The sequence below is a fragment of the Vibrio sp. L85 genome (assembly GCF_963871815.1).
In the GTDB taxonomy this organism is placed as follows: domain Bacteria; phylum Pseudomonadota; class Gammaproteobacteria; order Enterobacterales; family Vibrionaceae; genus Vibrio; species Vibrio harveyi.
Genome location: NZ_CAWMYL010000038.1, coordinates 13516 through 36428, shown reverse-complemented (window position 1 = coordinate 36428; position 22913 = coordinate 13516). Strand labels below are relative to the sequence as shown.

The following is a 22913-nucleotide window of genomic DNA, read 5'->3' as shown; positions in this document are numbered from 1 at the left end:
GCTAGGGCTTTTTCGTATCTAACAATTCAAATTCACCTATTGGTGTATCAACCCCGCTCGTGTGCGAGTCCAATTGTGTGCAAGTCATTTATTTGGAAAACCTGCTCTCGGAGTGGTTTTCGTCGTTTCTAGAGCCTTCAATTTCCTACTTGCTCTAGCCTTATTTTCCATTAAGCTCCCTCCTTCTTAAACCGATCTCTTTTATTTGCTTACTATATGTGTGTAGGTGCTCACTATCTTGTTAGTAACCATTAAATATAGATCTTCATTTATAATCTCTGAATCTAAGCATTATGACTGCACATCTTTAAAAGATAACTGAGAATCATTATTAATATTTAGTTACACTCACATCAATTGGAATAATGAGTGACTAAATACATGGATATATCTCGTCGACGCTTTCTTCAATCTTCCTTAGCGATCTCTGCGCTTACCGTTCTACCTGCATGTTCTCTATCCGAGAGCACTAATAAACAGGGTCAGCGTATATACGACATCACTGCAGAGCCTTCTACTGCTGAATTGGTACCAGGGTTTACCACGGATGTACTTGCATTTAATGACTCGATTCCAGCGCCTACGATTCGTTGTCGCCAAGGCGAGAAAGTTATTATTCGGTTTACTAACAAGCTTTCAGAGCCAACTACAATCCACTGGCATGGCTTGCGAATCCCTATTGAAATGGATGGTGTCCCTTTCTTGAGCCAGCCGCCTATCATGCCAGGTGAAACATTCGTTTATGAATTTACACCGCCAGATGCGGGCACATTTTGGTATCACCCACATATGAATAGTGTTAAGCAGCTTGGTATGGGCTTAGTCGGGCTAATTGTCGTTGAAGAGGCAGAGCCTGTTCAGTTTGATGAAGAGCATGAAGTCGTTCTCAAGCATTGGCATATAGACAAACAAGGTCAGTGGAAGAACCTTATGGTGCCGCGCTTGAGCGCACGTATGGGGACTCCCGGAGAGTGGAGTAGCGTCAATGGTGTGCATGAACCTGTTTATACGCTGAAGCAGAATGCTACCACGCGATTAAGAATTGCTAATGTCGATAACACCATTACTTACCCGATCGCTATAGAAGGCGCAGAGGCTTGGGTTATTGCTATAGATGGTAATCCTGTTAAAACGCCTTATAAGCTCACTCAGCACAAAATTGGTCCGGGAATGAGGTTAGATATCGGATTGATTGCTCCGAAGGCTGGAGAACGTGTTTATGTGCGTCAAATGAAAGGACGCTTCCCATTTCCTTTGTGTGAGTTTGATATTGTTGAGTCTGACCTGCCGAGTAATCAGAAACCGCCTTTATTGCCTCTCAACCCTGTGCCAGATCTTGATTTGGAAAATGCGGAACAAATTGATTATGTGTTTGAATGGGAGGGGGCGGTCACTCCTGCCGATAAATCGGGGAAAGCGATACCTAAGTTTTGGCTAATGAATAAACGAGCTTGGGAGGGAATGAGTAAAGATAATATTCCAGCACCGCTTTCAACATTGGAGCTCGGAAAAACTTATATTTTCAACCTTAAGAACGTCACCCAATATCATCATCCTATTCACCTTCATGGGCACACGTTTACTGTTCTTGAATTAGACGGTAAAAAACTCGATGAACCGTTTCATACCGATACGGTCTTACTTGGAAAAAACGGCAGTGCGAAAGCGGCATTTGTTGCAGATAACCCAGGACGTTGGATGTACCATTGTCATGTGATCGAACACATGAAGACGGGGTTGATGGGTTACATCGAAGTAAAGTGACTCCTGTAACTTTTTAAATCTTGATAAGTTTTAAGCGCTATACTTTGCTGAATTCTAAGATTGTATAATCACTATTGCCGTAAATTTGATTACAATGTCGCCATTAACTTTTCTGGGGGAACTATGGGACAACTATCCGTTTTGGGTTTTATTGCATTGGGTGGTGCATTTGGTGCATGTTCTCGTTACTTAATTTCTGAACTTTGTGTGATACTACTCGGACGTGGCTTTCCGTACGGTACCTTAACCGTGAACGTCGTTGGCTCATTTATTATGGGTCTACTGATTGCTGCGTTTGAAACTGAGTTGATGGTCACTGACCCATGGCGTCAAATCATCGGTCTTGGTTTTTTGGGCGCATTAACCACATTCTCTACTTTCTCTATGGATAACGTGTTGCTTATGCAGCAGGGCGCTTTCTTTAAGATGGGATTGAACGTACTACTGAATGTCGTGTTAAGCATTTCAGCTGCGTGGATTGGTTTCCAATTATTGATGCGTAGCTAGCAAAAATACTCAAATCTTAATCAGGTCGGCTTGGTTTAACCAAGCCGTTTTTATATACTGATTTTACTTGTCGGAGTGCCATAAGGCTGAGACCGTTAATTCGGGATCCGTTGAACCTGATCAGATTAGAATCTGCGAAGGGAACAAGAGAAGATATCTACACCAGAGTTCTATCTGGTTGACCTATCAAATAGTCGAATGTTGTTATAGACGAAGAGTACTTGCTCAATCTGTCCTTAATTCGATTCCTCTTGTCGCATCTATCCGCCAAGCATTTTTATCCCAATACTTTTTATCTAAGCATAACAAAGCAAGGAAAAATGCTATGTCGAGTCGCAAGCAAGCGAGACTGGAAGCAAAACAGTTCATTGATACACTCTCGGTACAACCGTACCCAAATTCAAGCAAAGTCTACGTAGAGGGTTCACGTCCTGATATTCGTGTGCCAATGCGTGAAATATCACTCGCTGATAGCCTTATTGGGGGCACAAAAGAAGCGCCTATTTTCGAGCCTAATGAGCCAGTACGCGTTTACGATACCTCGGGTGTATACACAGATCCAGAACACACCATAGACCTCTACAACGGCTTACCTAAGCTGCGAGAAGGGTGGATTGAAGAGCGCGCTGATACTGAACTACTCGATGAAGTAAGCTCGGTATACACCAAAGAGCGCTTAGAAGATGAAACGCTAGACGATCTTCGTTATGGTAATCTACCACGTATTCGACGTGCCAAAGGTGGGCAGTGTGTGACTCAGTTACACTATGCTCGCAAAGGCATTATCACCCCAGAAATGGAATACATCGCCCTACGTGAAAATATGGGGCGTGCTCAATACCGCGATGAGGTGCTGAATCAACAACATCCGGGTCAAAGCTTCGGAGCGAATCTTCCAAAAGACATTACCGCCGAATTCGTGCGTAAAGAAGTTGCCGAAGGTCGAGCGATTATCCCTTCTAATATCAACCACCCAGAATCCGAACCAATGATCATTGGACGTAACTTTTTGGTCAAAGTGAACGCCAACATCGGTAACTCATCGGTCACTTCTTCGATTGAGGAAGAAGTTGAGAAGCTGGTGTGGGCAACGCGCTGGGGTGGCGATACCGTTATGGATCTCTCTACTGGACGCAATATTCACGAAACTCGCGAGTGGATTCTACGTAACAGCCCGGTTCCGATCGGTACCGTACCAATGTACCAAGCGCTTGAGAAAGTGAATGGTGTTGCTGAAAACCTTAACTGGGAAGTGATGCGCGATACTCTGATCGAGCAAGCAGAGCAGGGCGTTGACTACTTCACTATCCATGCCGGTTTACTACTTCGTTATGTTCCAATGACTGCAAAACGTGTGACTGGTATCGTCTCTCGTGGTGGTTCTATCATCGCGAAATGGTGTTTAGCGCATCACCAAGAAAGCTTCTTATATACCCACTTCCGAGAGATCTGTGAAATCTGTGCTAAGTATGATGTGGCTCTTTCTCTGGGTGATGGTCTGCGTCCTGGTTCGGTTGCCGATGCTAACGACGAAGCGCAATTTGCAGAACTTCGTACTCTTGGCGAATTGACCAAGGTTGCATGGGAATACGATGTACAGGTGATTATCGAAGGTCCTGGTCATGTTCCAATGCATATGATCAAAGAGAACATGGAAGAGCAGTTAGAGCACTGTCATGAGGCTCCTTTCTATACCCTTGGTCCGCTGACGACAGACGTCGCTCCTGGTTACGACCATATTACTTCAGGCATCGGCGCTGCCATGATTGGTTGGTATGGCTGTGCAATGCTTTGCTACGTAACTCCTAAAGAGCATCTTGGCTTACCAAACAAAGAAGACGTGAAAGTAGGCATGATCACTTACAAGCTTGCTGCGCACGCCGCTGATTTGGCGAAGGGACATCCTGGTGCACAAGTTCGTGATAATGCGCTTTCTAAAGCTCGCTTCGAGTTCCGTTGGGAAGACCAATTTAACTTGTCGCTCGACCCAGATACGGCTCGTGCTTTCCATGATGAAACCTTGCCTCAAGAGTCCGGCAAAGTTGCTCACTTCTGTTCGATGTGCGGACCAAAGTTCTGCTCGATGAAGATTTCGCAAGAAGTCCGAGAATATGCGAAAGACACTGAGCAAGTTGCTGCGGACCAAGCTATCTCAATCAAAATGCTGGATGATCCTCTTGAGGGGATGCGTCAGAAATCGCAAGAATTTAGAGAGTCAGGTTCTGAGCTATACCACCCAGCAGCACATGCCGAGGTAAGTGACTAATGAGCAAAATCCTTATTCCGTCATCATTGATTGAACTGACAGGTTTAGTTCAGCAATGTTTGTTGTTGGCGAAAGAACAGGGTTTTAGCATCGAAGACATTGAGTTGGGTGTGAGCCCAACTCAATCTATTCAGCTTGTTCGCGACCAACAGACCACACGCATAATGACAGATCTTATTGATGGTTATGACTCCGAGCATGAGAGTTCATTTGTGCTCTATTACCGCTCTGCTTTATCGGTAGAAGCGTGTGCTAAGCAACCGTCGAAAACGATTTATATTGGCATTGCTGATACGCAGGTATCCGATGAAAAGGAGAAAGTGCTTCAGCTTGATATCTGGCGTCACCCAATTAACGACGAAGTGAGAGCGCTCTCTGTTAAGTCCAAACTCAACGCAATGTTCGATCCCGAACATCACCTTGCTTGGATTGTAACGCTGACAGTACTCGATTTTCCTATCGAAGATGCGTTAACACTTGCTCGAGGAATGCTAACTCAACAAGCGAATGTTTCACGTGAAACACTGTTGAATGACAACCTTGACGAGGGAAGATCTACTCAGTGGGCTGACCAATTTGATGATTTCCCCACACCTGTACTGGAGGATAACCGACTAGGTATTCAAGTTGGTTGGTCTGCACAAGGGGAGTGCGTTAGCTTTCCAACTCTAACCAAGCAAAGTCTTGGGCTCTACCCAGTCGTTGATGATGTTGCTTGGATTGAGCGTTTACTGTCACTAGGCATCAACACTATTCAACTGCGAATCAAGAACCCACAACAAGCCGATTTAGAACAACAGATCATTCGAGCAATTGAGCTAGGTCGTCAGTATCAAGCACAAGTGTTCATCAATGACTATTGGCAGTTGGCAATCAAGCATGGCGCTTATGGTGTTCACCTAGGACAAGAAGACATAGAAGAATCGAATTTGGCTCAGATAACTAAAGCCGGCATTCGTCTTGGTCTTTCTACGCATGGTTATTACGAACTACTGCGCATCGTACAAATTCATCCTAGCTACATCGCACTAGGGCATATTTTCCCAACCACCACAAAACAGATGCCATCGAAACCACAAGGTTTGGTGCGCTTGGCTCTGTATCAAAAGCTGATTGATAGCATTCCTTATACAAATACAGAGGCTGCTTTCAGACCTGCAAAAGACAAAGCAGGTAGTGACTGTGTGCTTGGCTTTCCGACGGTCGCAATTGGTGGCATTGATCAATCTAATGCAGACCAAGTTTGGCAAACGAGTGTTTCTAGTTTGGCGGTTGTGCGTGCTATTACGTTGGCAGAATCACCTCAGTCCGTTATCGAGTTTTTTGCACAACTGATGAAGGAAAGACAACTAACGTTTACTGAGCAGAATGGTGAGTTGGCGTATAGCAAGAGAGGCGAGCATGCTCACGGATAAGCAGTTCCTTCGCTATCAACGTCAAGTCGCTCTGCCAGAAATTGCCGAAGTTGGGCAAGAGCGATTGAGTAAATCGCATGTGCTGATCATCGGTTGTGGTGGGTTAGGAAGTGCTGCGAGTTTGTACTTGGCGTCAGCGGGTGTTGGTAAATTGGTTGTGGTCGATGACGATGAAGTTGATAGCAGTAACCTACAACGTCAGATCATTTATCGTGAGCAAGACATCCACGTTGCGAAAACAAAAGCGACTGTAAAGCAACTGACTGACCTTAATTCTATGATTCAAATTCGTGCTCTTAATAAGCGATTGGACAAAGCACAGCTGCAGCTTGAAGTGATGCTAGCGGATGTGGTACTCGACTGCACCGATAACATGCCAACGCGCCAGCTAATTAACCAAGTTTGTTTCGAGCAAAATACGCCACTTATCTCAGCGGCAGCAATTGGTTGGCAAGGGCAATTCGCTGTCTTTGATTACCAAACACCAAGTGAACAAGAAGCGCAGAGTAAAGCCTGTTATCGCTGTTTGTATCCGTTTGACGAATTACCGCAAACGCAAAAGTGCAGTGAGAGCGGTGTCGTCGGTCCGATGGTGGGTACACTTGGCAACTACCAAGCGATAGCGGCAATTCAAAAACTGGCGACGGGAAAGTTTCATGTCGAGACTGCCAAGTTACACCTGTTCGATGGATTGAAGCTGCAATGGCAAACCATGGCGATAAGTAAAGATAAACAGTGCCAAGTGTGTGCTCAGATTTAGCTTACGAGTAATGAGCAGAATTAAGAGAGTTGGAAGTAATGACGTTATCAGAACAACAAACAACACAAATGACCGCTGCTGACTTAGATGTGATCACTATTGTCATCAATGACCAGTCACATCAAGTTGCCAGTGAGTCGAATCTACAGCAAATCATTAGTCAATTTGCGCTGCCTGAAATGGGCTGTGTTTTTGCAATTAATAACAATGTTGTGCCGCGCAGTGAGTGGGCTAGCACAGTTCTTTCACAGGGAGATAGCATCTCTTTGTTTCAAGCGATCGCAGGGGGTTAAAGTCGATGCTTAAAATTGGTGATAAACAATTCGAATCAAGACTGTTCACGGGAACAGGGAAGTTTGCCAACAGCCGATTAATGGCAGAAGCGATTCAAGTATCGGGTTCTCAACTTGCGACCATGGCGTTGAAGCGTGTCGATGTGAACGACCAACAAGACGATATTTTGCTGCCGTTAGTACAAGCGGGCGTGAACTTATTGCCGAACACCTCAGGTGCAAAGAATGCTAAAGATGCTGTGTTTGCAGCACAATTGGCGAGAGAAGCGTTAGGTACAAACTGGCTAAAACTGGAAATTCATCCAGACCCGAAGTATTTGATGCCCGATCCAATTGAGACACTTGCAGCCGCTGAGCAACTGGTTCGTGAAGGCTTCATTGTCCTTCCTTATTGTCATGCTGACCCGGTTCTGTGTAAACGATTGGAAGAAGTAGGCTGTGCTGCAGTCATGCCATTAGGTGCGCCGATCGGTTCTAACAAAGGGATAGTTTCTCACGATTTCCTAGAGATCATCATCGACCAAGCTAATGTTCCTGTCGTTGTTGATGCGGGTATTGGTGCTCCTTCACATGCCGCGCGTGCGATGGAAATGGGCGCGGATGCCGTGCTAGTTAATACTGCGATTGCAGCTTCGAGCGATCCCGTTGCGATGGCGAAGGCATTTAAGTTGGCGGTAGAGTCGGGGCGTATGGCTTATGAAGCCGGACTTGCTGGTAGGGTTTCTCATGCGGTTGCGTCGAGTCCACTGACGTCATTCCTAGATGAGCTTTAGTCCTAGATTGGTTTAGCTATTAAGCGAGGAAAACATGAGCTTCGTTGAACAATTTAAGCAGCTGAATTGGGATCACATCTCGATGTCGATCTACGCGAAAACTGCACAAGATGTCGAGCGAGCATTGAATAAACCCAAGCGTGATTTGGAAGATTTTAAAGCGCTAATTTCACCAGCGGCTGAAGCGTACTTAGAGCAAATGGCGCAGCTGTCATACTCGGCAACTCGCAAGCGTTTTGGTAATACCATGTCGCTTTACATTCCACTGTACCTTTCTAACTTGTGCGCCAATGCTTGTACTTATTGTGGCTTCTCGATGGAGAACAGAATCAAGCGTCGTACCTTGAATCGTGACGAAGTGGCTGCAGAAGTCGAAGCCATTAAACGCATGAAGTTCGATAGCGTATTGCTGGTGACTGGTGAACACGAAACCAAAGTGGGGATGAAATACTTCCGAGAAATGGTACCGATGATTAAGCAACGCTTTAATTATTTGGCGATGGAAGTGCAGCCACTGGATCAAGACGAATACGCCGAACTCAAGACATTGGGTTTAGATGCGGTGATGGTCTATCAAGAAACGTATCATCCTTCGACTTACGCCGAGCACCATTTGCGTGGCAATAAGATGGATTTCGAATACCGATTGGATACACCCGATCGTCTTGCAAAGGCGGGCATCGATAAGATCGGTATTGGCGCATTGATAGGGTTGGAAGAGTGGCGAACAGATTGTTTTTATGTGGCAGCACACTTGGACTATCTTGAGCGCACATATTGGCAGACTCGTTATTCAATTTCTTTCCCACGTTTACGTCCTTGTGAGGGCGCGCTCCAACCAAAATCAGTCATGACGGATAAGCAGCTTGTGCAGTTGATTTGCGCTTATCGTTTGTTGAATCCAGAAGTGGAGTTGTCATTATCGACTCGTGAATCACCGAAGTTCAGAGACAATGCATTACCGTTAGGTATCACCAGTATGTCTGCTGCATCGAAAACTCAGCCGGGTGGTTATGCGATGGATGATGTTGAACTCGAGCAGTTTGAGATCAGTGACGAACGAAGCGCGGGTTCTGTGGAAAATATGATTCGAGACAAAGGCTTTGATCCAGTATGGCGAGATTGGCACTCGGCGTATTCTGGTTAAGTAGCAAAGAAAGCCACTGGTCATCGTTATGTTTCACGTGAAACATAGGCAAAAAAAGAGGGTTGATGCAAAACATCAACCCTCTACTTTTTTCTAGCTTCTAGCTTCTAGCTTCTAGCTTCTAGCTTCTAGCTTCTAGCTGTGTGCTACTGGTAGCGTTGCTTGACGAAGCCACTCTTTCACATCACCTTCAACAAGTGGGCTGATCTCATCCCATACTTTCTGATGGTAATCATTCAGCCAAGCAAGTTCTGGACGAGTTAGCATATCAACGTTGATGTTGCGCTTGTCGATTGGGCAGCGTGTTAGCGACTCAAATGACAGAACAGGGAAGTCACCGTTAGTTGGTGTTTCAACAACAAGCTCTAGGTTTTCAATACGGATACCAAACGCATCTGCACGGTAGTAGCCTGGCTCGTTGGATAGCACCATACCTTCTGTTAGAGGCACATCGATTTGCTTCTTCGAAATGCTCGCTGGACCTTCATGAACACTTAGGAAGTGACCAACACCGTGACCAGTACCATGATCGTAATCGTAGCCTTCCGCCCATAGGTGCTGACGAGCTAGCGTATCGATTTGGTAACCACGAGTGCCTTTCGGGAAACGTGCACGTGCAACACCGATGTGACCTTTTAGCGCAAGAGTGAATTGTTTAATCATCTCTTGTGAAGGCTGACCGATCGCAATTGTACGCGTGATGTCTGTTGTGCCATCTAGGTACTGACCGCCTGAATCCACTAGGTAAAGCGTGTTCAGTTCTAGCTTGCCAGGTTCAGGTTGGTTCTCGTGGTTGTAGTGACACATTGCCGCGTTGCCACCTGCTGCCGAAATGGTATCGAAGCTAAGATCCATTAGTGTCGGGTCTTCGCTACGGAACGCTTCAAGTTTGTCTGCCAGCGTCGCTTCATCATGCAAGTTACCCGCAACGACTTCTGCATCTAACCAAGATAGGAACTTGCTCATCGCCACGCCATCGCGGATATGACATGCTTTCATCCCTGCGATTTCAACTGCGTTCTTCGCCGCTTTTGGCATTAGGCATGGGTCAGCTTTACTTACCACTGATGCACCAGCATTTTGTAGAACCAACTTAAACCATGCGTTACTTGTTGCAGGGTCAACCAGTACATTCTTGCCAGTTAGAGTTTCTAGTCGTGCTTGTAATGCTTCTGGGTGATGAACCGTCACGCCAGCACCAACGTGAGCGTCAAATTCAGCAGGTAGGCGAGCTGGATCTAGGAAGTATTCCACGCTTGAATCTGAGTGTAGAATCGCGTGAGAAAGCAGAACCGGAAGACGTGATACATCTAGACCACGAACGTTGAGCAGCCAACAGATAGAATCAAGTGCTGTGATCACTGCGCTGTCTGCGCCGGATTTTTTCACGAGCTCTGCGATTTCTTGGCGTTTGCTTTCACTTGATTGACCAACCGCTTCTGTTGCCATTAGGCGAACATCAGAAACTACAGGAGCAGGGCGGTCGTGCCACAGCTCATCAATTGGGTTGCTGTCGAGAATCTTAAGCTCAAGTGCACCTGCAAGTTTTGCTTGTGCCATGTCTAACCAAGCAGAGTTGTGCATGCGAGGGTCGATTGCCACAGATGCGCAATTTGCAAGATGGTCTTTAATCCAATCTAGTGCAGGCTCTTCAATCAGGTGACGGTATTCGAATAGATCAGCAGGAACCTGCTTAGTGACTTGTACCGTGTAGCGACCATCAACAAAGATAGCGGCTTTGTCTTTGGTGATTACCGCAGCACCAGCAGAACCGGTAAAACCAGTTAGCCAGTGTAAACGCTCGTTGTGCGCTGGTACGTATTCGCCCAAGTACTCGTCTTCATGTGGGACAAGTAGGGCATCAATATTATGTTGTGCTAGCCATTCGCGAATTGCATTCACGCGGCTTTGGGTATCGTTGTGCATCTGTGTTATTCCTTCAAATTACCGCTCCTTCATGCTCAGGTGTGGGAGCTGTTTCCATCTGCTTCATGCAGTTTACGATTCCATTGAGGTTCGCAATCACTTCAATAGAGTCGGAGTACAACAGACCATAGATGAGCCAAAAAGGACTATCGACTGTTAAGCTACTCATTTTACCGTAAGAGCGCAAATCGCGTCCGGGATTTTTATCTAAGATGATCGGTTTTTTGCGTGATCATGGTACGTAGCCAAGTTAAAGCTGGGTCATTTTCTCTGTCTCGGTGCCAGAACAAAGTGTAAGCCATTGGTGGGAATTCGAGTGGCAGAGGCAGCAATGCCATGTCATGTTGTTTGGCTGCCAGCTTCACAAAGTGGCTTGGCGCGGTAAACACAAAATCAGTGTAAGAACACAAACTGGCAGCACTGTTAAAGTCCGGGACGGTGACTGCGATGTCACGTTCGCGACCAATGTCGGCTAAACGATAGTCGAGCAACCAACGGTCGTTGCCATCACAACGCACCTGAACATGGCGCAGGGCTAGGTAAGCTTCTAAGTTCCAGTTACCACGCAAAGCCGGGTGGTCTTTACGTACGATACACATTTGGTGGTCGCGATAGATTTCCTGTTCACAAATGTCATCTGGCGGCAGCATAGTCAGCTTGGCATCGTTGATGTCGATATCTCGACCTGTCATGCCTAAATCGATTTCACCGCGTTGAATCATCTTGAACGTTTGCTCCGACCAAGAGTGGGTGCTGATGGTCACGCCTGGCGCTTGTTGGAAAATCGCCGGTAAGAAGTGAGGCAGAATGAGCGGGTAGACACTCTCTACCGCTGCGATTTGAAAACGGTACTCACTGCTCTGTGGCGAGAACTCTTCGGGTTGAGTCAGCACCTCAAGTTGGTTTATCAACAGATCCAGTTTCGGTTTAAGGAACAATGCGCGCGGTGTTGGCGTCAATCCGTGTGAGTTTCGAGTGAATAGAGGATCATCAAATTGCGTACGTAATTTCGCTAAGGATTTACTTACGGCAGACTGACTCAAGCACAGTCGGTGGGCGGCTCGGGTGACATTCAACTCTTCAATCAGCACTTTAAAACAGACCAGCAAATTGAGGTCGATGCGTGCCAGTTTCTCTACGTTCACAGTGATTTTCCCCATTGGAATAATGGTCATGATTATACATCATTTCCATTCATATCATCAGATGATTAAGCTTTGCTCAAAAGTTCTTGTTCAATTTGGAGTGTTTTGTGTCTAGCCATATTACAAATAGCAAAAAACAGATGGCGCTGTTGACCATGTTAGTTCTGTTCAGTCCGCTTGCGATTGATATCTATCTACCTGCTTTGCCTCTTATCGCGTCCACTTTTCAGGTAGAAAATGCATTGGCACAAGACACCATCACTTGGTTCCTATTTGCTATGGGCGTTGGTCAGCTATTCGCTGGTCCCTTGGCAGATAAACTCGGACGTCGAACTGTTGCATTGGGAGGCATCACCATCTACGCATTGAGCGCTTTATTGGCGTGGAGTGCTCAAAATATTGAGTGGATGTTGGCGGCTCGCTTGCTACAAGGCTTAGGTGCTTGTGCAACATCTGTAGCAGCCTTTGCAACAGTTCGCGATATCTTTGGTCCGGAAAAAAGCGGCAAAATGATCAGCTACCTTAACGGTGCGATCTGCTTTATCCCAGCATTAGCACCGATTCTTGGTAGTTGGTTAACCCAACAATTTGATTGGCGTGCAAACTTCAGCTTTATGGCTGGTTTCGCTGTAATTGCAGGAGCGATGATGTTCTTTGGAATGAAGGAAACCAACCCTGCAACAGAAAAGCAGGCGGTATTTAAACTGAGCCGCTACTGGGCAGTCTTGAGCACACCATCATTCATCTTCCACGCTTCACTGTGTTTGATGGCGATGGCGGTCATTCTTGCTTATGTAACGTCTGCACCTGTAGTGTTGATGACAGGCATGGGACTATCGATGAATGAATTCACCTTCTGGTTTGGTCTGAATGCGGCGTTCAACATTGCTGCTTGTATGCTTGCGCCTAAGTTCATGGATCGCTGGGGCACACACAATTCACTGGTTGTTGGTATCTGCTTACTGGCAATTGCTGGCGTGATCATGATGGTGATGAAAGAGCACCACACGGCACTGTCTTTCATGCTACCAATCTTTATCTCATCGGTCGGCTTTGCTTGGATTCTTGGCGCAGCAGCAGGTAAAGCGTTGGAACCGTTCGGTGATAAAGCGGGTACTGCGGCTGCACTACTTGGTTTGTTCCAAATGAGTGGCTCTGGTTTGTTGGTGGGTACGCTACAGCGTTTATCACTGGATCCACAAACTCTGATTGCGATTCATATGTGGGTATTGCTTCCAGCATTAGTGATTCTGTTTAGCAAAGCTGGTAAGAACTGGCATGCGAAATTGGCGAATGCGTAAAACTCGGTAATTTAGTATTTTCCAATGTACTTAACGCGTGTATATTTGTCGTTCAAACTTTTCTCGACACCATAACGGAACTCATAAAGTAATGTCGTTAACCACGTATGAAATGGCTCGTATCCTAGAGCAAATGGAAGAGTCACCAGAAAAGGTGATGTTTGGTAAGTTGCTTAATGAATTAGGTAACCAAAGCTCTGAGCGCATTCGTAGCGCGGCAAAACAAGTTCCAGTGCCAGTCCTACGCGATATCGTGTACCAATTTCAGCAAGTGATTGAGTCACGTAAAGGCGAGCAAGTAGAGCAGATGGCAAAAGATCTCGCGAAGCAGGGTATCTCACCTGAAGAGCTACTGGCTTACTTAAATAAATAATAAAAAAATCCCCGCATCATGCGGGGATTTTTTTAGTGAGTGATTTTCTTCTTCAGTATGTGGTCGAGGGATAATGGTCCTGGTCCCCAAACAATCACAACTAGGATCATCAATCCCCAAAGTTGGTGATCATAGAAACCTTTCTCCCATAACAGCGGGTAAGAGACCACGGCGATGATGTTGAATACAAACAGAATCGCAGCCATCGGGCGGGTAATCAATCCTAGTGCCAAGAACACAGGTAGAACCAATTCTGCAGCCGTTCCTAAGTAAGCCGCCAATTCCCATGGCAGTATTGGCACTTGGTATTCCAGCTCAAATAAATACAGTGTGCTATCCCAAGACGAGATTTTGATTAGCCCTGAATTGAAGAACACCCATGCAACCCACAAGCGACAAAAGAGAAGTAGTAAAGGGATAAAGCCAGCTTGTAGGGTGCTGATTAAATCGTCGTACCGATTCACTAAGTTTTTAACCGTATCTGTCATAGAGTGCTCCTTAGATTGATTTCAATGTAAAGCCGTCAACGAGATCGAGTGCCATGATGCTATTGAGATGAGCGAGTAAAACTTCAGGTATTTCGCTCAAACTCTGTTTCTGCTCTAAACATTGCAGCAGTTGGAACACATCGGCATCGAGTGCGTGACACAAGGCTTCTCCATTGGCTTGAATCGAGATAACACCTTGCTGTAATTGGTTGATATTAAGTTGTTCGAATTGCCCAGTTTGAATTGCGCTGAACAAATCAAATACTGCGTAGCTGGAGTCAAAGCTGCGGCAGCCTTGTTTGAGGTGCAAAACCAAAGCGGGTTGTTGCTCATCACTTACTTCGCCAAGTAACGCAAGCGGTTTTAATGCTGCCGCATTGGATTGTTCATACTGTGCTTGACGAGTGAGGTCGATATGCCACTCGAAGCGTGCGACTTCAGGGCTGTAAGGTGCTTGTGCGATCACCTGACTAAACTGCATGATGGTGTCTTGAAAGCCGTCGCCATAATGCACCACATTTCCTTCTTCTAATGGATAAGTGAGAACATGTTGGCGAGCCATCTGTTCAAAGCATTCTTCACCTAGCAGCGCTTCAATCATCGGATAGGTCGCGGATAACACTTCGCTTAAACTGACGATAAAGTTATTGCGGTAAATCTGCATGCGTTCATCAGCGGTAAACTCATCACTGGCAATATCGCAATCTTCACCGAGTGCTTGATAGTGTAGGGCTTTCGCAAACTGGCTTTGTAAGGTGGCTAGATTCATGATGCCTTCCTTGGTTCGCTTTGTTCACTTGGAAGTGTGCCGTGCAACAGCAGTCGAGATGCTTTCTGCGCTTCTCCGAGCAAGACTTCTGGCGCGGGGATATCCAAGTCCCATTCAATCAGCGCATGGCGTGGACCGTGTTTTTTGGTCCACTGCGCGAACAGTTGCCAAACTTCATCACTAACTGGGCGGCTATGGGTATCAATCCATATCTCACCTTTGTCGAGTTGTTTGATGGTAAAACCTGCTAAGTGAATCTCATCCACTTTGTCAGCTGGAATCGCATCTAGGTATGTGTCGCAATCAAAACCGTGGTTGAATGCCGAAACATAAACATTGTTTAAATCGAGCAATAAACGACAGTCAGTGCGCTTTTGCACTTCGGTAAGAAACTCCCATTCGCTGATGGTCGAATGTTGAAACTTCACATAACTAGATGGGTTCTCTATCAAGATCTCGCGTTGCAAATAATCCTGCACTTCATTTACGTTACGAGTGAACACTTTGAGCGCTTCTTCCGTGTACGGAAGTGGAAGCAGGTCATTAAAGTAGTGACCGCCGTTTTCACTCCAACTCAAATGGTCAGAAACAAGAATCGGGTCGATTGAGTCAATCAGCGCTTTAAGTTGAGCAAGGTGCTTTTGATTCACACGTTCCACCGAACCCAGTGACAGACCAATGCCATGGCAGCTAATTTGATACTGCTCGCGCAATGCTTGCAATTGATTGCGCTCTGCAGCGTTGGGTTGAAAATAGTTTTCACTGTGGATTTCTAACCAAGATAACTCGGGTTTGTTTTGGCTAAAGTAATCGAGGTGAGGGGTTCTTAATCCAACTCCAACAAGGTCGTGGAAGGTGTGGTGTTTCACGTGAAACTCCTTTTCAAAGCGGGCGGGAAGAGAAGGATGCGCTGGTTGAGCGTCAACGCATCCTTGCAGTAGCTAGCGATAAAAGATTATGAAGAAGAAGTGCTACCGCCAACGAGTTTGTCACATAGACCTTTTGGTACGACTACGAATGCGTCTTTTTGGTTATCTTCTTTAGAAGTACCAGCGCATGAGCTGCTTTTCGTTGCACAGTCGTTTTTACCTGCTTTAGAAACGCCGTAGCACTTCTCTTTATCAGCAGCGACAGCTGGAGCTGCAGTTAGCATTGTGCCACCAAGAGCTAGAAGACCAGTAACAGCAGCAGTAACAGCTAGATTCGACTTTTTCATAATAAATTCCTCTGAATGATTTCCTTTACTTTAAGTTGGCAAGATGAATCGCCTGTTTTGGCGTTTTTGTTATCAACTTGCTTAACTTAAAAGATAGGAAACTGGCTAAAAAACTTTCAGAAAAATTTTCGAAACAAATGGTTTTAAAGAATGGGATTTATATAACTTATTGATGTGTAGAGTAAAAAAACGACGAATTTTTTATGAATTTTTGTCTAATCTGACGAGGTTGTTTAGGTTATAATCTATTTTTATGTATAAATAACCAGTAGCTCTCATCATGATGGATCCATCTCTATTACTCGACGGTTTGAACGACAAACAACGTGAAGCCGTTGCAGCACCTCTAGAAAACTTGCTCGTCCTTGCTGGTGCAGGGAGTGGTAAGACACGCGTTCTTGTTCACCGTATCGCTTGGTTGATGTCGGTCGAGCAATCATCTCCGTTCTCAATCATGTCGGTAACCTTTACCAATAAGGCGGCGGCAGAGATGCGTGGACGTATCGAAGAGCTAATGATGGGCAGCGCAGGCGGTATGTGGAATGGTACTTTCCACGGCATTTGTCACCGTATTCTGCGCGCGCACTATCTTGATGCCAAGCTACCGGAAGATTTCCAAATCATCGACAGTGACGACCAACAGCGTTTGCTAAAGCGTTTGATCAAAGCGCAAAACCTCGATGAGAAGCAGTGGCCAGCACGCCAAGTGGCATGGTGGATTAACGGTAAGAAAGACGAAGGTCTGCGCCCGTCGCACATTGATGCGTACCATGATCCAGTGACCAAGACATATCTGCAGCTATACACCGCTTACCAAGAAGCGTGTGATCGTGCTGGTTTAGTCGATTTTGCGGAAATCTTGCTGCGCGCACATGAGCTACTGCGTGATAACAAGTTCGTTCGTGAACACTACCAAGCACGCTTTAAGCACATCTTGGTGGACGAGTTCCAAGATACCAACAACATCCAATACGCTTGGCTACGTATGATGGCGGGTCCTGAGTGTCACGTGATGATCGTAGGTGATGACGACCAGTCGATTTACGGCTGGCGTGGTGCAAAAGTCGAAAACATTGAGAAATTTACGCTGGAATTCCCAAGCGTGAATACCATTCGTCTTGAGCAAAACTACCGTTCAACCAAGACCATTCTAGAAGCGTCGAACGCTCTGATCGCGAATAACACCGAGCGTATGGGTAAAGAGCTTTGGACAGATGGCGTTGTCGGTGAGCCTATCTCGATTTACAGCGCTTACAACGAACTAGATGAAGCCCGTTTTGCGGTAAACAAAATCAAAGAGTGGCAAGACAAGGGTGGGGCTCTGAATGACGCTGCAATGCTTTACCGTAACAACGCCCAGTCGCGTGTTCTTGAAGAAGCACTAATCCAAGCTGGTCTGCCTTACTGTATCTACGGCGGTATGCGATTCTTCGAACGTCAGGAAATCAAAGATGCCTTGAGCTACATGCGTTTGATTGCCAACCGTAATGATGATGCGGCATTTGAACGGGTAGTGAATACGCCAACGCGTGGTTTGGGTGATAAGACGCTTGAAACCATTCGTTTTGCGGCTCGTGATCGTGGTTGCACCATGTGGGAAGCGAGTGTGGCGATGTTGGATGAGAAGGTACTTGCAGGTCGTGCTGCTGGTGCTCTGAGTCGTTTTATCGAGCTTGTTACGGCACTAGAAGACGACACCATCGAGATGCCGCTGCATCACCAAACTGACCATGTGATCAAATACTCTGGCTTGTTCGCGATGTACGAGCAAGAGAAGGGCGAAAAGTCTAAGGCACGTATTGAGAACTTGGAGGAATTGGTTACCGCAACTCGCCAATTCGAGAAACCAGAAGAAGCTGAAGACATGTCACTGCTGACGGCATTCCTAACCCACGCTGCATTAGAAGCGGGCGAAGGACAAGCGGATGAGTTTGAAGATGCGGTTCAGCTCATGACATTGCACAGTGCGAAAGGTCTAGAGTTCCCATTGGTGTTTATGGTCGGTGTGGAAGAAGGCATGTTCCCAAGCCAAATGTCGGCAGAAGAAGCAGGGCGTTTAGAAGAAGAACGTCGTCTGTGTTACGTAGGCATGACCCGTGCGATGCAGAAACTGTACATCACTTATGCTGAAATGCGTCGTTTGTACGGTCAGGATAAGTACCATAAACCGTCTCGCTTTATCCGTGAACTGCCAGAAACTTGTTTAGACGAAGTACGCATGAAGGCGCAAGTTAGCCGTCCTGCAAGCAGTGGTCGATTTAGCCAAACGGCGGTGAAAGAGAGCTTCAATGAAACTGGTTTTACGCTAGGTTCTCGTGTGATGCATCCTAAGTTTGGTGAGGGCACCATCATCAACTTCGAAGGCAGTGGTCCACAGAGTCGCGTACAGATTGCCTTTAATGGTGAGGGCATCAAATGGTTGGTGACTGCTTACGCACGACTAGAGAAACTGTAAGGCTTGACCAAAACTGATCAACTTAAGAGCTGCTTCGGCGGCTCTTTTTGTTTGTGCTGTTTGTATGTTGCTAACGCAGTAAAAAATGGAATGATAAATGGAGTGCGATAGCGCGATTTAACGATGCTGTTTGAAGGGAAAATCAGGTGTTGTTGGTGAATGTCTGTTTTCAGCAGAGCTGCTGAGAAAAGTTTTAGGCAAAGAAAAACCCCGAGGGCTTGCGCCCATCGGGGTTATAGTCTTACTCGCAGCAATCCGGCTACTAAGAGTGCTCCATGCATCTAATCCATGATAGTGTGCTGAATCCGTCAGCTTAATCCTTACGTCGCCTTCCTAGCGGTGTCCTTAATGACCTTATCCTGGTCTGCTAACCATCCTCGTTAGCTCTCATCACTTGTTCCCTGAGCGGTGTCCCTGACATCATCCTGATGTTCAAATCCTTGCCTCGTCCAGAGGTGTCCATTTCCCGTCCTTAGTAGCAACCATCCTAGTCACTATTGATTCCGTTCAATGTCCAATTTTGCAATCCATGCCCGACTATTCATCCTGAATAACCGTTTCTTCTTCCTGAAGTTCACCAAGTCCGTGGTGTTTCCTGTTCCGTGTCAGCATCCTTCCGACAGGTTTAATATTACGTGTTTAACGATTTCCAACAACGGGCTAATCTCACATTTTTTCACTCTCTTAGCGTTCAAAAAAGATACATAAATATTAAATTCAATGACTTATGCTCTTTGTTGTACGGTTTTACCATTAAAAAAGAGAGGTTTGCTCAACCCTTTGTGAGAGATCTCGCACAAAGGGTCGAGCGAAAGACTCTTACTGCCCGATAGCGGCACCTTCACGCCTTGGATCGGCTGCGCCCTCAAGACCGTCTTTTGTTATACGTATCGCATGCAGTCCAGAGTTCAAATCACGAACATCAGTTTTAAAGCCCATCTTTTCCAACTCAGGCTGTAAGCCTTCTGCAGCAGTACCTTGTTCAATATCTAAGGTGCCAAAACGGTTCAGTAATCGTGGCTGATTAATCGCGTTTTGGATGTCCATATCCCACTGCGTGTGGGCGATAATGGCTTGTGCGACATAACCAATGATGCGGCTGCCACCCGGTGAGCCAATTGCCATGTAAGGTTTGTCATCCTTCATCATAATGGTTGGAGCCATGGATGAACGTGGGCGTTTGCCCGGTTCTAAGCGGTTCGCGATTGGCACACCATCTTGATGAGTGCGGAAAGAGAAATCGGTCAGTTCGTTGTTGAGCAAGAAGCCGCGCACCATCAAACGTGAGCCAAAAGCGTTTTCAATGGTTGTTGTCATTGAAACCACATTGCCTTGCTTATCGACGATATTGAAATGGCTGGTGGAAGGCAGCTCGATCGATTGATCCATGCTTAAGTTCATCGCGTGTGACCACGGTGGATTGCCGGCTTCAACCTTACTCAAGGCTTTACCGACTTGAATCAGCTCAGCACGTTGTTTGAGATAGTCTTTATCAAGCAAGCCTTCGGTGGGCATTGGTACATAATCTTGGTCAGCCATGTATTTACCGCGATCCGCAAACGCAAGGCGCGATGCATCAGCGATCACTTGCCATGATTTCGCGCTTTCGGCTCCCCAGCCTTTAAGATCGTATTGCTCGGTGATCGCGAGAATCTGTCCAACCGTCAATGCGCCAGAGCTTGGTGGTCCCATACCGCAGATGTCATAGCTTTGGTAAGCCGCACAAACCGGTTCACGTTGCTTGATTTGGAACGCATCAAAGTCAGGTTGTGCCAATACGCCAGGATTGCCCGGTGCATTTTGTACGGTCTTGATAATGTCTGTGGCGATATCGCCTTGATAGAAAGCTTTTGCTCCTTGCTCTGCAATTGCCGTCAGAGTTTGCGCGTATTCAGGGTTCTTCAACAACGTGCCTTCGGCTTTTGGTGAGCCATCTGAATTAAAGAAGTAAGCCTTAGTTGCAGGGAAGCGTGATAGGCGCTTGGCATCTTTCTCAATCAGGCTCGCGAGACGAGGACTGACCTCGAAACCTTGCTCAGCCAAGGTAATCACAGGTTGGATGATCTTCTTCCATTCCAACTTGCCGTATTTCTGGTGCGTGTCCCACAGTAGTTTCACTGTGCCAGGAGTGGCAACGGAAAGCCCACCGACAACCGCATCGTAAAACTGCAGTGGTTGTCCTTTGTCATCTAGGAAGAGTTTCGGCGTTGCGGCGAGCGGTGCGGTTTCACGTCCATCATACGTGGTCAGTTTTTGTTTCTCACTGTCCCAATACACTAAGAAGGCGCCACCACCAATGCCTGAAGATTGCGGTTCTACCAAGCCCAGCATCAGTTGTACGGCAACCATGGCATCAATAGCATTACCACCTTGTGCAAGAACGTCTGCCCCAGCTTGGGTGGCAAGTGGGTTGGCTGCAGTGACCATATAATCTTTGGCTTTGACCAATTGCTTTTGCTCGAAGCCAGTACTGTGCTCCGGTGCAACCGCATCTGCTGCTTGGTTAGCAAAGGCTGAGGTAGATAAGACGAGTGGGGAAGTAAGAAAAAGACCCGTGGTCACGAGTCGGTTGAACGTCCAATGCATGATGACTCTCCATGTTGCCAGTTTTGTGCTTTCAGCTTGGCAGTCATGAAGAGTCACGTCGAGTCAGCAATCTTAGAAATGTCGATTGTGCTACGCTTTTAAATCAGTACTTTATCCGATAAAAGTGCTGATGGTTTGGTACAAAATACTGCCACCCACGAGAGTAAATACCACGCCACACAGACCGTCGATGTAGATGCCTGCTTGTTGCAATTTGCGTTGTAAGCGCTGTGTTGACAGCATCCATGCAAGACTAGAGAACCAGAATAGCGACAAGCCAAACAGGATGACCAAAGCAATACCTTTGCCAGTGATCGACATACCTGCAGGGACTAAGCTCGACATCAAACTGATAAAGAACACCAAAGCTTTCGGGTTAAGAATGTTGGTCGCAAATCCTTTAGCAAACGCCTGACGCTTGTTGCTGATCACTAGGTTGTTTTGCTTCTTAGGTTGATCCGCCTGTGGGTTTTTGATCATTGAGATCACGGCGCGCAATGCACCAATACCTAAATAGAGCAGGTAACTACCGCCGAGCAGTTGCACCACGGAGTACAACACTGGGTGCTGATGGACGATATAGCTCACGCCTGTCAGGCTGAACAAAGAGTGCAGCAAAATACCGACAGACAATCCCAACGCAATGTACAAGCCAGTTTGACGACCATGACGCGTCGCGTTTTGTACGACCAGCGCAAAGTCCGGACCGGGACTCATTAGGGCAATAAAGTGAATGCTGGCGAGCGTCAGCAATATGGTGGATTCATTCATAACACATCTCAAATATAACCAATGCGGCTATTGTCGTGGCAAGTTACCTGTGGCGCTTGTAAAAAACTGACAGCTTTCTCGGTAAATGAAATTAACGAGTCACTTGAGAAGGGGAAACGCCGTAGGTCTGCTTAAACGCTTTGCTGAAATGCGCTTGATCGTAGAAACCGATTTGATGGGCGACGTCGGTACCACATTGACCAGCTTGCAGTAACTTCATGCCTTGCTCGAGGCGCAGGCGTGCGAACCATGCGTAAGGTGTCATGCCTGTTTGCGCTTTAAAGTGGCGCTGGAACTGAGTTGGGCTGAGTTGGCACAGCTCTGAAAGTGAATCCAAACGCACCGCTTGGTCGAGGTTTGCCATTAGATAATCTTTTAACGTCCCAAGCGATTGATTCCCAAGTGGTACTACTTTTTGTCGCTCAAGCGATCCGTAGCGATCAAAAAGCTGGTTAAATCCTTCAAAAGGAAGGCAATCTTTGGTGAGTTGGCTGAGGTTTTCACGACGAAGTAGCCCATGCAAGTTACTAAGTTGTGAAAATATCTGTGGATCCGAGATGATCAGTTCGTTGAAGTGTATTATTTGACCGTTTTGCTTAAGATCAGCCAGATCGCTCAATAGGTGAGGTTCGATCGCAAATACATTTACTTCATAGCCACTTTCGAGCTTAGATTGCCCGTCGTGCAGCTCATCTGGCGGCATTATCACAATTTGCCCGTGACCAACTTGGTGGCTGTTACCTTGGTATTGGAACTTCTGCGCACCATGCGTGATCAGACCGAGATGAAAATCCAGGTGGTAATGCCTTTGAAAAGCAAATTTCTGGTATTTCGCCTCTATCAGACTCAAGTTGTCATGGTCGGTTGCGTAGTACTGAATATGTTCCATTAAATAAAAAAAAGCTTGGTCACATTATGACCAAGCTTATCCATCAATTTCTTAAATGTCTTGTAAAAA

General features: G+C 46.4%; 20 protein-coding genes and 1 riboswitch. Of the genes, 11 read left to right on the top strand and 9 right to left on the bottom strand.

Annotated features, from left to right (window positions below; translation table 11 throughout):
- The first annotated feature begins 381 nt into the window (after nt 1-381).
- The 8 genes from AACR11_RS06850 (at nt 382) to thiH (ending at nt 8925) form a co-directional block, all read left to right on the top strand.
- The gene (locus AACR11_RS06850) at nt 382-1764 is read left to right on the top strand and encodes a multicopper oxidase family protein (protein ID WP_029789254.1); all 1383 of its coding nucleotides are present in this window, start codon (nt 382-384) and stop codon (nt 1762-1764) included.
- Between the two features lie 123 nt (nt 1765-1887).
- On the top strand, nt 1888-2271 hold the full coding sequence (gene crcB, locus AACR11_RS06845; protein ID WP_029789255.1) for a fluoride efflux transporter CrcB: 384 nt from the start codon (nt 1888-1890) through the stop codon (nt 2269-2271).
- A gap of 61 nt (nt 2272-2332) precedes the next feature.
- Nucleotides 2333-2431: riboswitch (TPP riboswitch) on the top strand.
- Between the two features lie 165 nt (nt 2432-2596).
- Entirely contained in the window at nt 2597-4537 is a 1941-nt protein-coding gene (gene thiC, locus AACR11_RS06840; RefSeq protein ID WP_079324583.1) for a phosphomethylpyrimidine synthase ThiC, read from the top strand.
- Nucleotides 4537-5952, top strand: a complete 1416-nt coding sequence (locus AACR11_RS06835; protein ID WP_079324581.1) for a thiamine phosphate synthase — start codon at nt 4537-4539, stop codon at nt 5950-5952. The genes thiC and AACR11_RS06835 overlap by 1 nt, the downstream gene beginning before the upstream one ends.
- A complete protein-coding gene (locus tag AACR11_RS06830; RefSeq protein WP_079324579.1) occupies nt 5939-6712 on the top strand; it encodes a HesA/MoeB/ThiF family protein in 774 nt (257 codons plus the stop codon). The genes AACR11_RS06835 and AACR11_RS06830 overlap by 14 nt, the downstream gene beginning before the upstream one ends.
- A 38-nt stretch (nt 6713-6750) precedes the next feature.
- A complete protein-coding gene (gene thiS / locus AACR11_RS06825) occupies nt 6751-7005 on the top strand; it encodes a sulfur carrier protein ThiS (RefSeq protein ID WP_005378804.1) in 255 nt (84 codons plus the stop codon).
- 5 nt (nt 7006-7010) lie between these two features.
- Nucleotides 7011-7778, top strand: coding sequence for a thiazole synthase (locus tag AACR11_RS06820; RefSeq protein ID WP_029789259.1), 768 nt, complete (start codon nt 7011-7013; stop codon nt 7776-7778).
- A 34-nt stretch (nt 7779-7812) separates the two neighbouring features.
- Nucleotides 7813-8925, top strand: coding sequence for a 2-iminoacetate synthase ThiH (thiH, locus tag AACR11_RS06815; protein WP_029789260.1), 1113 nt, complete (start codon nt 7813-7815; stop codon nt 8923-8925).
- 135 nt (nt 8926-9060) lie between these two features.
- On the opposite strand, the gene AACR11_RS06810 is transcribed toward thiH, so the two are convergent.
- Together AACR11_RS06810 and AACR11_RS06805 are read right to left on the bottom strand one after the other, a co-directional pair.
- Complete coding sequence (locus AACR11_RS06810; protein ID WP_029789261.1) at nt 9061-10851, bottom strand: aminopeptidase P family protein; 1791 nt, start codon at nt 10849-10851, stop codon at nt 9061-9063.
- Between the two features lie 203 nt (nt 10852-11054).
- Nucleotides 11055-11996: a LysR substrate-binding domain-containing protein gene (locus AACR11_RS06805; protein ID WP_005447244.1), complete on the bottom strand. Its 942-nt coding sequence runs from the start codon at nt 11994-11996 to the stop codon at nt 11055-11057.
- A 107-nt stretch (nt 11997-12103) separates the two neighbouring features.
- Between AACR11_RS06805 and AACR11_RS06800 the strand changes: the two genes are divergently transcribed.
- Complete coding sequence (locus AACR11_RS06800; RefSeq protein WP_009696776.1) at nt 12104-13297, top strand: multidrug effflux MFS transporter; 1194 nt, start codon at nt 12104-12106, stop codon at nt 13295-13297.
- 91 nt (nt 13298-13388) lie between these two features.
- Nucleotides 13389-13670, top strand: coding sequence for an H-NS-like global regulator TsrA (tsrA, locus tag AACR11_RS06795; RefSeq protein ID WP_005447240.1), 282 nt, complete (start codon nt 13389-13391; stop codon nt 13668-13670).
- 32 nt (nt 13671-13702) lie between these two features.
- Here the strand turns inward: tsrA and AACR11_RS06790 are convergent, their stop codons facing one another.
- The 4 genes from AACR11_RS06790 to AACR11_RS06775 form a co-directional block, all read right to left on the bottom strand.
- Entirely contained in the window at nt 13703-14158 is a 456-nt protein-coding gene (locus tag AACR11_RS06790; protein WP_005451251.1) for a DoxX family protein, read from the bottom strand.
- A 10-nt stretch (nt 14159-14168) separates the two neighbouring features.
- Nucleotides 14169-14927: an HvfC/BufC N-terminal domain-containing protein gene (locus AACR11_RS06785; RefSeq protein WP_029789263.1), complete on the bottom strand. Its 759-nt coding sequence runs from the start codon at nt 14925-14927 to the stop codon at nt 14169-14171.
- A complete protein-coding gene (bufB, locus tag AACR11_RS06780) occupies nt 14924-15796 on the bottom strand; it encodes an MNIO family bufferin maturase (protein ID WP_029789264.1) in 873 nt (290 codons plus the stop codon). The genes AACR11_RS06785 and bufB overlap by 4 nt, the downstream gene beginning before the upstream one ends.
- An 86-nt stretch (nt 15797-15882) precedes the next feature.
- Nucleotides 15883-16143, bottom strand: a complete 261-nt coding sequence (locus AACR11_RS06775; RefSeq protein ID WP_005451246.1) for a BufA1 family periplasmic bufferin-type metallophore — start codon at nt 16141-16143, stop codon at nt 15883-15885.
- Nucleotides 16144-16423: 280 nt separating this feature from the next.
- Between AACR11_RS06775 and uvrD the strand changes: the two genes are divergently transcribed.
- The gene (gene uvrD / locus AACR11_RS06770; RefSeq protein ID WP_029789265.1) at nt 16424-18598 is read left to right on the top strand and encodes a DNA helicase II; all 2175 of its coding nucleotides are present in this window, start codon (nt 16424-16426) and stop codon (nt 18596-18598) included.
- A gap of 819 nt (nt 18599-19417) precedes the next feature.
- Here uvrD and ggt read toward each other — a convergent pair.
- The 3 genes from ggt to AACR11_RS06755 all read right to left on the bottom strand — a co-directional run bounded on the left by ggt (nt 19418) and on the right by AACR11_RS06755 (nt 22844).
- Nucleotides 19418-21184: a gamma-glutamyltransferase gene (gene ggt, locus AACR11_RS06765; protein ID WP_029789266.1), complete on the bottom strand. Its 1767-nt coding sequence runs from the start codon at nt 21182-21184 to the stop codon at nt 19418-19420.
- Between the two features lie 111 nt (nt 21185-21295).
- Entirely contained in the window at nt 21296-21955 is a 660-nt protein-coding gene (locus AACR11_RS06760) for a LysE family translocator (RefSeq protein ID WP_029789267.1), read from the bottom strand.
- Between the two features lie 91 nt (nt 21956-22046).
- Nucleotides 22047-22844: an AraC family transcriptional regulator gene (locus tag AACR11_RS06755; protein WP_005451239.1), complete on the bottom strand. Its 798-nt coding sequence runs from the start codon at nt 22842-22844 to the stop codon at nt 22047-22049.
- Between the last annotated feature and the right edge of the window lie 69 nt (nt 22845-22913).